The 13,317-nt window shown below is 65.9% G+C and carries 14 protein-coding genes and 1 tRNA gene; 8 read left to right on the top strand and 7 right to left on the bottom strand.

The genetic code is table 11. The features are described from left to right. Positions 1-9 precede the first annotated feature (9 nt). The 4 genes from proB to rplU form a co-directional block, all read right to left on the bottom strand. Positions 10-1,125, bottom strand: a complete 1,116-nt coding sequence (gene proB / locus ACXRVZ_RS05340) for a glutamate 5-kinase (RefSeq protein WP_457420889.1) — start codon at positions 1,123-1,125, stop codon at positions 10-12. Beyond that, entirely contained in the window at positions 1,122-2,180 is a 1,059-nt protein-coding gene (gene obgE / locus ACXRVZ_RS05335) for a GTPase ObgE (protein ID WP_457420887.1), read from the bottom strand. Before obgE ends, proB begins: the two co-directional genes overlap by 4 nt. Before the next feature lie 135 nt (positions 2,181-2,315). Beyond that, the gene (gene rpmA, locus ACXRVZ_RS05330) at positions 2,316-2,579 is read right to left on the bottom strand and encodes a 50S ribosomal protein L27 (RefSeq protein ID WP_457420885.1); all 264 of its coding nucleotides are present in this window, start codon (positions 2,577-2,579) and stop codon (positions 2,316-2,318) included. 35 nt (positions 2,580-2,614) lie between these two features. Then, positions 2,615-2,926, bottom strand: coding sequence for a 50S ribosomal protein L21 (rplU, locus tag ACXRVZ_RS05325; protein WP_394482033.1), 312 nt, complete (start codon positions 2,924-2,926; stop codon positions 2,615-2,617). 289 nt (positions 2,927-3,215) lie between these two features. Here rplU and ispB point away from each other — a divergent pair, with 289 nt between their 5' ends. The 8 genes from ispB (at position 3,216) to ACXRVZ_RS05285 (ending at position 10,058) form a co-directional block, all read left to right on the top strand. Continuing rightward, positions 3,216-4,211, top strand: coding sequence for an octaprenyl diphosphate synthase (gene ispB / locus ACXRVZ_RS05320; protein ID WP_458232229.1), 996 nt, complete (start codon positions 3,216-3,218; stop codon positions 4,209-4,211). Positions 4,212-4,247: 36 nt separating this feature from the next. Next, positions 4,248-4,324, top strand: a tRNA-Pro gene (locus ACXRVZ_RS05315). A 204-nt stretch (positions 4,325-4,528) separates the two neighbouring features. Then, on the top strand, positions 4,529-6,196 hold the full coding sequence (gene pilB, locus ACXRVZ_RS05310; RefSeq protein WP_458232234.1) for a type IV-A pilus assembly ATPase PilB: 1,668 nt from the start codon (positions 4,529-4,531) through the stop codon (positions 6,194-6,196). A gap of 18 nt (positions 6,197-6,214) precedes the next feature. Next, positions 6,215-7,438: a type II secretion system F family protein gene (locus ACXRVZ_RS05305; protein WP_458232228.1), complete on the top strand. Its 1,224-nt coding sequence runs from the start codon at positions 6,215-6,217 to the stop codon at positions 7,436-7,438. Between the two features lie 66 nt (positions 7,439-7,504). After that, positions 7,505-8,446, top strand: coding sequence for a prepilin peptidase (locus ACXRVZ_RS05300; protein ID WP_457420879.1), 942 nt, complete (start codon positions 7,505-7,507; stop codon positions 8,444-8,446). Between the two features lie 12 nt (positions 8,447-8,458). Beyond that, on the top strand, positions 8,459-9,064 hold the full coding sequence (coaE, locus tag ACXRVZ_RS05295) for a dephospho-CoA kinase (RefSeq protein WP_457420877.1): 606 nt from the start codon (positions 8,459-8,461) through the stop codon (positions 9,062-9,064). Between the two features lie 15 nt (positions 9,065-9,079). Continuing rightward, on the top strand, positions 9,080-9,835 hold the full coding sequence (gene zapD / locus ACXRVZ_RS05290) for a cell division protein ZapD (protein ID WP_457420875.1): 756 nt from the start codon (positions 9,080-9,082) through the stop codon (positions 9,833-9,835). A gap of 7 nt (positions 9,836-9,842) precedes the next feature. Next, positions 9,843-10,058, top strand: coding sequence for a DNA gyrase inhibitor YacG (locus ACXRVZ_RS05285; protein ID WP_457420873.1), 216 nt, complete (start codon positions 9,843-9,845; stop codon positions 10,056-10,058). A 10-nt stretch (positions 10,059-10,068) separates the two neighbouring features. On the opposite strand, the gene ACXRVZ_RS05280 is transcribed toward ACXRVZ_RS05285, so the two are convergent. Genes ACXRVZ_RS05280 through tal form a run of 3 tightly spaced genes read right to left on the bottom strand, consistent with a single transcriptional unit; the run spans position 10,069 to position 13,252 of the window. Then, positions 10,069-10,689, bottom strand: coding sequence for an HAD family hydrolase (locus tag ACXRVZ_RS05280; protein ID WP_457420871.1), 621 nt, complete (start codon positions 10,687-10,689; stop codon positions 10,069-10,071). Then, the gene (pgi, locus tag ACXRVZ_RS05275; RefSeq protein WP_457420870.1) at positions 10,686-12,308 is read right to left on the bottom strand and encodes a glucose-6-phosphate isomerase; all 1,623 of its coding nucleotides are present in this window, start codon (positions 12,306-12,308) and stop codon (positions 10,686-10,688) included. Before pgi ends, ACXRVZ_RS05280 begins: the two co-directional genes overlap by 4 nt. 2 nt (positions 12,309-12,310) lie before the next feature. After that, complete coding sequence (gene tal / locus ACXRVZ_RS05270) at positions 12,311-13,252, bottom strand: transaldolase (RefSeq protein ID WP_457420868.1); 942 nt, start codon at positions 13,250-13,252, stop codon at positions 12,311-12,313. Positions 13,253-13,317 lie beyond the last annotated feature (65 nt).

Raw genomic sequence — 13,317 nt, 5'->3', positions numbered from 1 at the left:
TGGCTGCTCCTAGCGGAGCACCAAATTGTCACGGTGGATCAGCTCGGGCTCGGCCGCATAGCCAAGCACGTTCTCGAACTCCGACGACGGCTTGCGCGCGATGAGGCGTGACTCCGTGCCCGAGTAATTGGCCAGTCCACGCGCCAGCTCGGTGCCATCAGGCGCCAGCACGGCGATGACATCGCCCCGATGGAAATCACCCTGCACCTCCGTGACGCCGATGGGCAGCAGGCTCTTGCCCTCGCCGCGCAGTTTGGTCACGGCACCCGCGTCAATGCGCACGGCGCCGCGCATCTGCAGGTGGTCGACCATCCACTGCTTGCGCGCCGCCAGCTTTGGCGTGGCGGCGTGCAGGGCCGTGCCTATGGCCTCGCCGCGCGCCAGGCGCAGCAGCACATCGGGCTCACGCCCCCAGGCGATGACGGTGCCTGCGCCGCTGCCAGCCGCGCGCTTGGCGGCGAGGATCTTGGTGATCATGCCGCCGCGGCCGATGCTGGAGCCGGCGCCACCGGCCATGCGCTCCAGCTCCGGGTCGCCGGCTTGCGCGTTATCGATGAAGCGCGCATTCGGGTCCTTGCGCGGATCGGCCGAGTACAGGCCGCGCTGGTCCGTCAGGATGACGAGGGCATCGGCCTCGACGAGGTTGGCCACCAGCGCACCCAGCGTGTCGTTGTCGCCAAACTTGATCTCGTCGTTGACGACCGTGTCGTTCTCGTTGATGACCGGCAGCACGCGGTGGGCCATCAGCGTCAGCAGCGTCGAGCGGGCATTGAGATAACGCTCGCGGTCGGCCAGGTCGGCGTGGGTCAGCAGCACCTGGGCGCTGTGCATGCCGTGCGCGCTGAGCTGGCTCTCGTACATCTGCGCCAGGCCCATCTGGCCGACAGCAGCCGCGGCCTGCAACTCGTGCAACTCCTTGGGCCGCGTCGTCCAGCCCAGGCGCTTCATGCCCTCGGCGATGGCGCCGCTGGACACCATGATCAGCTCGCGCCCCTCGCTCGCCAACGCTGCGAGTTGGCGGCTCCAGTTCGCGATCGCCTCGGCATCAATGCCCCGGCCCTCGTTGGTGACGAGGCTGGAACCGACCTTGACAACGATGCGGCGCGCGCCGGACAGCAAGCTCATTCAGCAGGAGATTCGAAACGGATATCGGGCTCTTCGAGCACGCGCTGCTCGGCGGCGACGTGGTCGTAGATCGCGTGGATCAGCGGCTGGCAGCCCTCGCGGGTCAGTGCCGAGATCTCGAAGACCGGGCCCTTCCAGCGGTAGCGCTTGACGAAGTCCTTCACGCGCGCGGCGCGTTCGTCCTCGGGCACCATGTCCAGCTTGTTCAGCACCAGCCAGCGCGGCTTGGCGTGCAGCGCCGGGTCGTATTTCTTCAGCTCGGCGACGATGGCCTTGGCTTCCTTGACCGGATCGACTTCCGGATCGAAGGGCGCCAGGTCGACAACGTGCAGCAACAGCCGCGTGCGTTGCAGATGGCGCAGGAACTGGTGCCCCAGACCTGCGCCTTCAGCGGCGCCTTCGATGAGGCCGGGGATGTCGGCGACGACGAAGCTCTTCTCCGGCGCGACGCGCACGACACCCAGGTTGGGGTGCAGCGTCGTGAACGGGTAGTCGGCGATCTTGGGCTTGGCGTTGGACACCGCCGTGATCAGCGTCGACTTGCCTGCGTTGGGCTGGCCCAGCAGGCCGACGTCGGCCAGCACGCGCAGCTCCATGCGCAGCTTCTTGACCTCGCCCGGCCAGCCCGGCGTCTTCTGACGCGGCGCGCGGTTCGTCGAGGTCTTGAAATGCAGGTTGCCGAAGCCGCCGTCACCACCCTTGGCGAGCAGGATGCGCTCGCCAGGCTCGAGCAACTCGCCGATGACGGACTCGGTTTCGAGGTCCGTGATGATGGTGCCGACCGGCACGCGCAGTACGACGTCATCGGACGCCGCACCGAAGCAATCCGAGCCCCGCCCGGCCTCGCCGTTGCGCGCCTCGTGGCGGCGCGCGTAGCGGTAGTCGATCAGCGTGTTGAGGTTGCGGTCCGCTTCGGCCCAGACGCTGCCGCCCTTGCCGCCGTCGCCGCCGTCCGGCCCGCCGAAGGGGATGAACTTCTCGCGGCGAAAGCTCGCGCAGCCCGCCCCGCCATTGCCAGCGGCAACATCAATGGTGGCTTCGTCAACGAATTTCATGGCGGGCGGCCATCGTAATGGCTGGGTTGCAGCCGGCCCGCCGTCGTGCGGCGCGCCAGGCTTCAGAAATGACAAAGCCCCGGGAGGGCCGGGGCTTGGGGCGTCGGGCGACAGGCTCGCCCGCGTCAGCTGGCCTTAGGCGGCCAGCGGCGTGATGACGACCGTCGAACGGTTCTTCGCGCCCTTGACGGTGAAGCTGACATGGCCGTCGACCAACGCGAACAGCGTGTGGTCCTTGCCAATGCCGACGTTCACGCCGGGGTGAAACTTGGTACCGCGCTGACGCACGATGATCGAACCAGCGGAGATCAGTTCGCCGCCGAAAGCCTTGACGCCCAGCATCTTGGGCTTGGAGTCGCGGCCGTTCCGTGTGGAACCGCCGCCTTTTTTCTGTGCCATGAGTTAGCTCCTCAAAATTAGCGAAAGCGGCTGGATCAGCCGTTGACCGCGCTGATTTCCAGCTCGGTGTAGTTCTGGCGATGGCCTTGGCTCTTCTTGTAGTGCTTGCGACGGCGCATCTTGAAGATGCGGACCTTGTCATGCTTGCCGTGGCTGACGACCGTGGCGCTGACCGTGGCGCCAGCGACCAGCGGAGCACCGACCGTCAGGCCGTCACCGCTGCCAACTGCCAGCACCTGGTCGATGGTGACCACAGCGCCGACTTCCGCGTCGAGCAACTCGACTTTGAGCTTATCGCCGGCAGCAACCTTGTATTGCTTGCCGCCAGTCTTGATGACTGCGTACATGTTTTTCCTTTCACACCTGTCGGTGCGTTCACCTGGCTCACAGCGACCACCTGAGTGGTCCCCGCATGCGCCTGGCCTTTTTGTCGGTTTTGTTTTCTCTTCGATCCCGCACGCCATGACGACGCACGAATTGCAAAGAGCCCGCGAGTATACCCGTAGCTCTAGCCAGATGGCAACCGCCGCCCAGCACAGCTCAGCGCAAGCCTCGTCCAGCCACTCGCCAGGCGATCCGCAGGGGCCGTGCGAGGCCCTTCCTATAATCCTTTGATTCCTAGCCTGAGAGTCCAGAGTGCGCGTCGAGTCAGCCTCGCCTTCACCCCAAGTTGCCGAGGCCCTGAGCCTGCTGGCCGCCGAGATGGCCCAGGTCGACACCGTCATCGCCCAGCGCCTGAGTTCGGACGTGGCGCTGATCGACCAGATCGCCCACTACATCGTGCATGCCGGCGGCAAGCGCATGCGCCCCAAGCTCGTGCTGCTGTTCGCGAATGCGCTGGGCTTCGAGGGGCACGCGCGCTTTGAGCTTGCGGCCGTCGTCGAATTCATCCACACGGCCACACTGCTGCACGACGACGTCGTCGACGAGTCCTCGCTGCGCCGCGGCAAGCCGACGGCCAACGCGCTGTTCGGCAACGCGGCCAGCGTGCTGGTCGGCGACTTCCTCTACTCGCGCGCCTTCCAGATGATGGTGTCGGTAGACCGCATGCGTGTGCTGGACGTGCTGGCCGAGGCGACGAACGTCATCGCCGAGGGCGAGGTCCTGCAGTTGATGAACATGCACGACCCCGACATCAYGGTCGAAAGCTATCTGCGCGTCATCCGCTTCAAAACTGCCAAGCTCTTCGAGGCCAGCGCCCGCTTGGGCGCCGTGCTCGCGAACGCGTCGACCGAAGTCGAGGAAGCCTGTGCCGCCTACGGCCGCGCGCTCGGCACCTCCTTCCAGCTCATCGACGATGTGCTGGACTACGAAGGCGACGCCCACGAACTGGGCAAGAACATTGGCGACGACTTGCGCGAAGGCAAGACAACGCTGCCGCTGCTGATCGCCATGGAGCGCGCCACGCCCGAACAGCGCGCGCTGCTGCGTCACGCAATCGAGGAAGGCGAACTGCAAAAGCTCCAGGAGATCGTTGCCATCGTCCGCTCGACCGGCGCGCTGGAATCGACCCGCGAGGCCGCTCGGGCCGAGGCGAGGCATGCGAGCGAAAGTCTGCAGCTGCTACCTCGAAATCGGTGGACGGAATCTCTGCTAGAATTCGCGATTCAGTCGGTTGAGCGGCATTCATGAATGCCCAATCAGCCAAATACACTGAGTAGAAGACATCGGGGTGTAGCTTAGCCTGGTAGAGCGCTACGTTCGGGACGTAGAGGCCGGAGGTTCGAATCCTCTCACCCCGACCAAGTCTTCTCCCTCGGGACGAGGGTCATCTCGCCGCAGTGCGGCATTGCTGAATCCGTCACGGAACTTCGGCGAATTCGCTCGCTGGGTAATAGTTCCGCCGCTGGCACAATCGTCGGACTTCGTGTCTTCGCGTCGCTGACGCCATCGCAGTGGAAACCACGCTCGTCGAGCCGCTCCAGTCCGCCCTGTCCGGGGTTGCGCGCATGCTCGTGCACGCCGGCAAGCTGCAGGCCAAGGCCGCCGAGGATCTCGTCAAGCAGGCGCGCGACAAGAAGGTCAGTTTCGTCACCGCCGTGATTACCAGCGGCCAAGTGTCGCCGTCGGATCTGGCGCACACCCTGTCCAGCGCGCTGGCCCTGCCGCTGCTGGATCTGGCGGCGATGGACCCGCAGCGCATGCCGAAGGACATCATCGAAGGCAAGCTGGCCCAGCAATATCAAGTCGTCGCACTGTCCCGGCGCGGCAATCGCCTGTTCGTCGGCGGCGCGGACCCGACCGATCTCGAGGTCATCGAGCGCATCAAGTTCGCGACGCAGCTGCAGCCCGAATGGGTCATCGTCGAGCACGACAAGCTGGCCAAGATGTTGACCAATGTCGGGGTCAGTGCAACCGAGTCGTTGGAATCCATCGCCGGTGGCGACTTCGACTTCGACATTGCCGAAGATGATGCGGCTCCGCAGCAGGAGGCAGCCGAACTGGCCGATGTCGAGGACGCGCCCGTGGTGCGCTTCCTGCAGAAGATGCTGGTGGACGCCATCAATCTGCGCGCTTCGGACCTGCACTTCGAGCCCTACGAATACCACTACCGCGTGCGCTTCCGCGTCGACGGCGAACTGCGCGAGATCACGCAGCCGCCCATCGCCATCAAGGACAAGCTGGCCTCGCGCATCAAAGTGATCTCGCGCCTGGACATCGCCGAAAAGCGCGTGCCCCAGGACGGGCGCATGAAGCTGAAGTTCGGCGCCAAGTCCATCGACTTTCGCGTCAGCACGCTGCCCACGCTGTTCGGCGAGAAGATCGTCATCCGTATCCTGGACTCTTCTTCGGCCAAGCTGGGCATCGAGGCTCTCGGCTACGAGAAGATCGAGAAGGAGCGCCTGCTCGCCTGCATCTACCGCCCCTACGGCATGGTGCTGGTGACCGGGCCGACGGGCTCCGGCAAGACGGTGTCTCTCTACACCTGCCTGAACATCCTCAACCAGCCCGGCGTCAATATCTCGACGGTTGAAGACCCAGCCGAAATCAACCTGCCCGGCATCAACCAGGTCAATGTCAACRACAAGGCGGGCCTGAACTTCTCGGCGGCCCTGAAGTCCTTCCTGCGCCAGGATCCGGACATCATCATGGTCGGCGAGATCCGCGACCTGGAGACGGCCGACATCGCCATCAAGGCGGCGCAGACGGGCCACATGGTCATGTCGACGCTGCACACCAACGACGCACCCAAGACGCTGACCCGCCTGCTGAACATGGGCGTCGCGCCATTCAACATCGCGTCCAGCGTGCTGCTGATCACGGCGCAGCGGCTTGTGCGGCGGCTGTGCGAGAACTGCAAACAGCCGGCCGACTATCCTCGCGACGCGATGCTCAAGGCCGGGTTCACCGAGGAAGAGTTTGATGGCAGTTGGAAGCCGTTTCGCGCCGTGGGTTGCAGTAATTGCACGAATGGTTACAGGGGCCGACTCGGCCTTTACCAAGTGATGCCCATCACCGAGCCAATCCAACGCATCATCCTCGCCCAGGGAACGGCGATGGACATCGCCGAACAGGCCAAGAAAGAAGGCGTGCGTGACCTGCGTCAATCGGGCCTGGTCAAGGTCCGCGCCGGCGTCACGACGCTTGAAGAAGTCCTGTCCGCCACCAACGAATAAGTCGAAAAGGGAGAGCGCATGGCCACTGCAACCGCTGCAGCGAAAGGCGTCAAGGACTTCGTCTTTGAGTGGGAGGGCAAGGACCGCAATGGCAAGATCGTCAAGGGCGAGTTGCGCGCGGGTGGCGAGGCCATGGTCAGCGCGACGCTGCGCCGCCAGGGCATCCTCGTCAACAAGGTCAAGAAGCGTCGCGTCAGTGGCGGTTCGTCCATCAAGCAGAAGGACATCGCCGTCTTCACGCGCCAGCTCGCCACCATGATGCGCGCCGGTGTGCCGCTGCTGCAGGCCTTCGACATCGTCGCCCGCGGCGCGACCAATCCGCGCTTGGCCCGGCTGCTCAACGACATACGCCAGGACGTGGAGACCGGCACAAGCCTGTCGTCGGCCTTCCGCAAGCATCCGATGTATTTCGACGCGCTCTACTGCAACCTCGTCGAGGCCGGTGAAACGGGCGGCATCCTGGAAGCCTTGCTGGACCGGCTCGCCATCTACCAGGAGAAGACGGTCGCGCTCAAGAACAAGATCAAGTCGGCGCTGACCTACCCGATCGCCGTGCTGGTTGTCGCCTTCGTCGTCGTCGCGGTCATCATGATCTTCGTCATCCCGGCCTTCAAAGATGTGTTCACGTCTTTCGGTGCCGACCTGCCGGCGCCGACGCTGATCGTCATTGCGATGTCGGAGTTCTTCGTCAGCTACTGGTGGGCCATCTTCGGCAGCATCGGCGGCGGCTTGTACTTCTTCATCCAGAGCTGGAAGCGCTCGGTGAAGATGCAAAAGCGCATGGACCGCATCCTGCTGAAGATCCCCGTCTTCGGCGATCTGCTGTTCAAGTCTGCCGTCGCGCGCTGGACGCGCACGCTGTCGACGATGTTCGCCGCTGGCGTGCCGCTGGTCGAGGCGCTGGACTCCGTCGGCGGCGCTTCAGGCAATGCCGTGTTCCAGGAAGCCACCGAGCAGATCCAGCGCGACGTGTCCACGGGCTCGGCGCTGACCACGTCGATGCAGACGACCGGCATCTTCCCGACCATGGTGCTGCAGATGGCCTCCATCGGCGAGGAATCTGGCTCGCTGGACCACATGCTGGCCAAGGCCGCCGAGTTCTACGAGGACGAAGTGGACGAGGCCGTGAAGGCCCTGTCCAGCCTGATGGAGCCTTTCATCATCGTCATCCTCGGCACCATCATCGGCGGCATCGTCGTGTCGATGTACCTGCCCATCTTCAAGATCGGCACGGTGGTCTGAGCAAGGCGCAAGTTCGCTGAATGCGGGTAGATTCCTGCCCGCCTCCCCATTCACCCGCTGCCTACCATGCCCCTCGCCTCCATCGACTGGTCCATCTGGCTTTCGCCCTGGGCGCTGGGCATCCTGGGCCTGTGCATAGGCAGCTTCCTGAACGTCGTCATCCATAGACTGCCGCTGATGCTGGAGCGCGACTGGCTGCATGAGTCGGCCGCGCAGCTGACCGAGGCTGCCGCGATGGCGCGAGTGGCCCGCATCCCGCAGCCCGAGGCCGACAAGCTGGCCAAGGCGGTCGATGACTTCGGCACCCGGATAGAAGCACTGCCGCCCTTCAGCATCGCCGCGCCACGCTCGCGCTGCCCACATTGCGGCCACCAACTGCGCTGGCACGAGAACCTGCCCGTCATCGGCTGGCTGCGGCTGGGCGGCAAGTGCGCGGCCTGCAAGGCGCCGATTTCCAAGCGCTACCCCATCGTCGAGCTGATCACAGGTCTGACGTTTGCCACCCTGTCATGGCGCTTCGGCGCGCAGCCGACGACTCTGCTGTGGTGCGGCTTCGTCGCCGCGCTGATCGCGCTGGCGATGATCGACTGGGATACGACGTTGTTGCCCGATGTCATCAACCAGCCGCTGCTGTGGACCGGCCTGCTTGCCGCGCTGCTGGGCTGGACGCCCGTGCCGCTGGAGAACTCCGTCATCGGCGCCGTGGCGGGCTATATGTCGCTGTGGACCATTGCCTGGCTCTACGAGAAGCTGCGCGGCCAGATCGGCATGGCGCCGGGCGACTTCAAGCTGCTGGCGGCCCTGGGCGCCTGGCTGGGCTGGCAGATGCTGCTGCCGGTCGTGCTGGGTGCGTCGGCGGTGGGCGCCGTCATCGGCCTGCTGATGAAGCTGACAGCAAGCCTGCGCGAGGGCCGCTACGTGCCCTTCGGCCCCTTCCTGGCCGGTGGCGGCCTGGTGGTGCTGTTCGCGGGTCAGAAAACAGTGCTGGGCTGGCTCGGCTGGGCATGAGTTGATGAAGACATGAGAGTTGGCCTGACCGGCGGCATCGGCTCAGGCAAGAGTACGGTGGCCGGTTTCCTGCGCGAGGCGGGTGCTGCCATCGTCGACACCGACGCGATCTCACGCGGGCTGACGCTCGCCGGCGGCGCGGCCATGCCGGCCATCGCGCAGGCCTTCGGCGCCGGCTTCGTGACTGCCGAAGGTGCGCTGGACCGCGATCGCATGCGCGCCCTCGCCTTCTCGGACGCCACCGCCAAGCGCCGGCTCGAAGCCATCTTGCACCCGCTGATCACCACCGAGGCGCTGGCCCAGGCAGACGCGGCCTCGTCCGCCCTCGTCGTCTTCGACGTGCCACTGCTCGTGGAGTCCGGGCGCTGGCGTGCACGGGTTGCCCGCGTGCTCGTCGTCGACTGCTCGACAGAGACGCAGATGGAGCGCGTGCTGCAGCGCCCGGGCTGGACGCGCGAGCGCGTCGAAGGTGCGTTCGCTGCGCAGACCACACGCCAGGCCCGCCGCGCTGCGGCCGATGCGGTGTTGCTGAACGACGGCATTGCACTTGTCACGCTCAGAAACGAGGCCATCAGCCTGGCCACGCGTTGGGGCTGTGAAACAATCGCCACGCCCTGACTGAAGCCCCCCGCCGTGGTCCTGTACGAGTACCCGTTCAACGAGAGCATCCGCACGATGCTCCGCCTGGAACACCTGTTCGACCGTCTCGGCACCTTGATGGCCCGTGACCCTGCGCTCGACCATCATTTCGCGCTGGTGACGTTGTTCGAGATCCTCGACGTCGCCTCGCGCGCCGACCTGAAGAGCGACCTGCTGAAGGAGCTCGAAAAGCACAAGGCCCAGTTCAATGGCTTTCGGGGCAGCGCGGGCCTTGATGAAGCCCGGCTGGACGAGGTGGTCGCCCGTATCGACGGCGCCTACCAGCGCTTGAACGCTCTCAGCGGCAAGACTGGCGCGACGCTGAACAGCAACGACTGGCTGATGAGCATCCGCAGCCGCATCAGCATCCCGGGCGGCACCTGCGAGTTCGACCTGCCGGCCTACTACAACTGGCAGCAACTGCTGCCGGTGCGCCGCCGCAAGGACTTGATGGGCTGGGCCCAGACACTGATGCCCATGGCCGAAGCCCTGCAGGTGCTGCTGAGCCTGCTGCGCGACTCCGGCGCGCCGCACAAGGTGGCCGCCACGGCCGGCCAGTTCCAGCAGAGCCTGCCGGCCGGCCGCGTCTACCAGTTGCTGCGCATGCGCCTCGACCCCAGCCTCGGACTCATCCCCGAGATCTCGGGCCACCGGCTGATGATCTCCATCCGCCTGATGCGCCAGGACGAGGAAGGCCGGCTCAAGCTGGCCGCAGAAGACAGCGGCTTCGAGCTCGCGCTTTGCCAGTGAATAGCCAATGAAGACGAACGACCAAGGTGAGCGCATCGTGCGCTGCCCGCAGTGCGGCGGCGACAGCGTGTTCGCGCCCAGCAACAAGTGGCGGCCGTTCTGCAGCGAGCGCTGCCGGCAGATCGACCTCGGCGCCTGGGCCAGCGAGTCCTTCCGCGTGCCGGCCACGCCGCCCCAGAACCCCGATGAATACGGGCCGGACGGCGAACCACTGGTGCACTGACTGGCGCTGATCAGGCGTTCAGCAGTCGCCTGGAGATCAGCTCGCGCCGCGCGCTGGCCGCATCGGTGAACAGGAAGGCCTGCCAGTCGCGCGACAGCGCCGCGTCGACGTTGACCGGGTGGTCGTCGATGAAGAGCAGGTCCTGCGGCGGCGCGTTGAAGTGCCGCTCGGCCAGGCTGAAGATCTCGGCATGCGGCTTGATCTGCTTGACCCGGCCCGAGAACAGGCCCGACTCGAACCACTCGGTGAGCGGATAGGTCGCGGTCAGGTGGTCCGCATAGGGCTCGGGCATGTTGGATAGGAAGTGCAGCGTGTGACCCGCCGCGCGCAGATCGCGGATCAACACCACGGTGCCGGGGATGGGCATCAGCTCATCGGGCACCGCGCGCACGACGGCCTCGACCTCGCCGCGCGGCCAGCCGGTGCGGGCGGAGATGCGGCGCACCACCTCATCGGCGCCGATCAGGCCCTGGTCGAACAGGCCCCAGTCGCCGCCGTAGTTCTGGAAGAACTGCGCCGCCGCCTGGGCGCCCTGCTCCAGCGTCTCGATGCGCTGCGGCCAGATGCGCGCCAGGAAGCTGGCCGGGTGCCAGCGGAAGACGACGCCGCCGAAGTCAAAGACGATCTTCATACGGCCACCAACCGGATCAGCAGGCCAGCGGTCGAGCCATCAAGGCCGGCGGTGTCGCCGCTGTCCAGCCGCGGCAGCAACTGGTTGCACAGCGCCTTGCCGAGTTCGACCCCCCATTGGTCGAAGCTGTTGATGCCCCACAGCGCACCGGTGACGAAGACGCGGTGCTCGTAGAGGGCGATCAGCGCGCCGAGTGAGCGCGGCGTCAGCGCATCCAGCACGAGGGTCGTGCTCGGGCGGTTACCTGGAAAACTGCGGTGGCGCGACAAAACCGCGCGGTCCAGCGTCGCGGAAGCGGTGGGCGCTGTTTCGGTCAGCGCCTCGGCAGCGGTCTTGCCCTGCATCAGCGCCTGGCTCTGAGCAAGGCAGTTGGCGAGCAGCTTGCGGTGCTGGTCGGCCAGCTTCGCTGCCAACTCGCCGGTCACGCCGTGGTTGGGGCGCTTGACGGCGATGAACTCGACCGGGATCACGTCCGTGCCCTGGTGCAGCATCTGGAAATAGGCATGCTGGCCGTTCGTGCCAGCCTCGCCCCAGACGACCGGCGAGGTAGCCAGCGGCAGCGCGTTGCCGTCCAGGTCGACGCCCTTGCCGTTGCTCTCCATCTCCAACTGTTGCAGATACGCCGGCAGCCGGCGCAGGCCCTGGTGGTAGGGCGCGACGCTGCGGCTGGTGAAGCCGTGGAAGTTGCGATACCAGATGTCGACCAGACCCAGCAGCACCGGCAGGTTCTGCGCCAGCGGCGCGGTCGCGAAGTGCTGGTCCATTGCATGCGCGCCGGCCAGCAGCGCACGGAAGTTGTCGGCACCGACGGCAATGGCGATGGGCAGGCCGATGACCGACCACAGCGAGTAGCGGCCGCCGACCCAGTCCCAGAAGCCGAAGGCCGTGTCGATACCAAAGGCGGCTGCGGCTGCGGTGTTGCTGCTGGTGGCGACGAAGTGGCGGGCGATGTCCGTGCCACCGGCGGCCAGGAACCACGCCTTGGCGGCCTGCGCGTTGGCCAGCGTTTCCTGCGTCGTGAAGGTCTTGGAGGCGACGACGAACAAGGTGTGCTGCGCGTCCAGGCCGGCCAGTACGGGAGCCAGATCGTGGCCGTCGACGTTGGAGACGAAATGCAGCTTCAGGCCACGTCGGCCGAAAGCCTGCAGCGCCTGAACAACCATGGCCGGGCCGAGGTCGCTGCCGCCGATGCCGATATGCACGACATCGGTGATCTCGCCGCGCTCGCCGCGACGCACGCTCTCGGCAAAGGCCAGCATCGCGTCCAGCGACGCCTGCACCTCGGCGTTGAAGGGCGCATCACTGCCAGCCGGCGCGCGCAGCGCCGTGTGCAGCACCGCACGGCCCTCGGTGTGGTTGACCGGGTCGCCGCGCAGCAGAGCGTCGCGCCGCGCTTCCAGGCCGCAGTCGCCGGCGAGCTTCAGCAGCAGGGCCAGCGTGGGCGCATCGACGCGGTTCTTGGACAGGTCGGCAAAGACTTCAGGCGCTTCAAACGACAGCGCCTGGAAGCGCCCCGCGTCGGCCGCAAAGGCCTGACGGATGTCGAAGCCGCGACCACTCGCGGCGTAATGGGCTTGGAGTTCAGCCCAGACGGGAGAGAGGTCGCAGCGTGTCGCCATGGTCAGGCCTCCTGGATCAGCTTGTCGAGTTTGCCGGCGTCGACGGCGAACTGCCGGATGCCTTCGGCCAGTTTCTCGGTGGCCATCGCGTCCTCGTTCAGCGCGAAGCGGAAAGCGGCTTCATCGAGGTGGAGGGCGGGCGTCGCGGCCGACTGGGCCGGGTCAAGGGCACGCTCCAGCTTGGTGTCCGTCGCCTGCAATTGCGCCAGCAGGTCGGGGCTGATGGTCAGCAGGTCACAGCCGGCCAGCGCCTGGATCTGGCCGATGTTGCGGAAGCTCGCTCCCATGACCTCGGTCTTGATGCCGTGCTGCTTGAAGTAAGCGTAGATCTGCGCCACGGACTTCACGCCCGGGTCGTTGGCGCCGGCCTGCGCGGCCTCGTTCCAGCTCGCGCCGGCGGACTTCTTGTACCAGTCGTAGATGCGGCCCACAAAGGGCGAGATCAGCTGCACCTTGGCCTCACCGCAAGCCACGGCCTGGGCGAAGGCGAACAGCAGCGTCAAGTTGCAGCGTATGCCTTCGCGCTCCAGCTCGGCGGCGGCCTGGATGCCTTCCCAGGTCGATGCCAGTTTGATCAACACTCGCTCGCGCGCGATGCCGGCGGCCTCGTACAGGCCAATGATGCGGCGGGCACGGGCCAGGCTGGCGGCCTTGTCGAAGCTCAGGCGCGCATCGACTTCGGTGGACACGCGGCCCGGCACGACCTTGAGTATCTCCAGGCCGAAGCGCACGAGGACGTGATCGACGATCTCGTCCAGCGGCTGGCCGCGGTGGGCGGCGACCGTTTCCTTCAGCAGCGGCGCGTAGTCGGGCGACTGCACAGCCTTCAGGATCAATGAGGGATTGGTCGTCGCGTCGCGCGGCGCAAACTGCGCAAGCTGCAGGAAGTTACCGGTGTCGGCAACGACGGTGGTGAGGGCTTTGAGCTGGTCGAGCTGGTTCATGGCATTCGTTCCGGATTGACCCAGGGAAGAAACTGCTGCATAGTATTTCACGAAACTTAGTTACA

It is taken from the genome of Roseateles sp. P5_E8 (genome assembly GCF_054177665.1).
Note: the sequence above shows the minus strand (reverse complement) of the source record. Positions and strands in the feature narration are given on the sequence as shown.

Bases quoted from the DNA above. Each gene is read 5' to 3' on its own strand.
- proB (WP_457420889.1), bottom strand. From the start codon at position 1,125: ATGAGCTTGCTGTCCGGCGCGCGCCGCATCGTTGTCAAGGTCGGTTCC.
- obgE (WP_457420887.1), bottom strand. From the start codon at position 2,180: ATGAAATTCGTTGACGAAGCCACCATTGATGTTGCCGCTGGCAATGGC.
- rpmA (WP_457420885.1), bottom strand. From the start codon at position 2,579: ATGGCACAGAAAAAAGGCGGCGGTTCCACACGGAACGGCCGCGACTCC.
- rplU (WP_394482033.1), bottom strand. From the start codon at position 2,926: ATGTACGCAGTCATCAAGACTGGCGGCAAGCAATACAAGGTTGCTGCC.
- ACXRVZ_RS05305 (WP_458232228.1), top strand. From the start codon at position 6,215: ATGGCCACTGCAACCGCTGCAGCGAAAGGCGTCAAGGACTTCGTCTTT.
- ACXRVZ_RS05300 (WP_457420879.1), top strand. From the start codon at position 7,505: ATGCCCCTCGCCTCCATCGACTGGTCCATCTGGCTTTCGCCCTGGGCG.
- coaE (WP_457420877.1), top strand. From the start codon at position 8,459: ATGAGAGTTGGCCTGACCGGCGGCATCGGCTCAGGCAAGAGTACGGTG.
- ACXRVZ_RS05285 (WP_457420873.1), top strand. From the start codon at position 9,843: ATGAAGACGAACGACCAAGGTGAGCGCATCGTGCGCTGCCCGCAGTGC.
- ACXRVZ_RS05280 (WP_457420871.1), bottom strand. From the start codon at position 10,689: ATGAAGATCGTCTTTGACTTCGGCGGCGTCGTCTTCCGCTGGCACCCG.
- pgi (WP_457420870.1), bottom strand. From the start codon at position 12,308: ATGGCGACACGCTGCGACCTCTCTCCCGTCTGGGCTGAACTCCAAGCC.
- tal (WP_457420868.1), bottom strand. From the start codon at position 13,252: ATGAACCAGCTCGACCAGCTCAAAGCCCTCACCACCGTCGTTGCCGAC.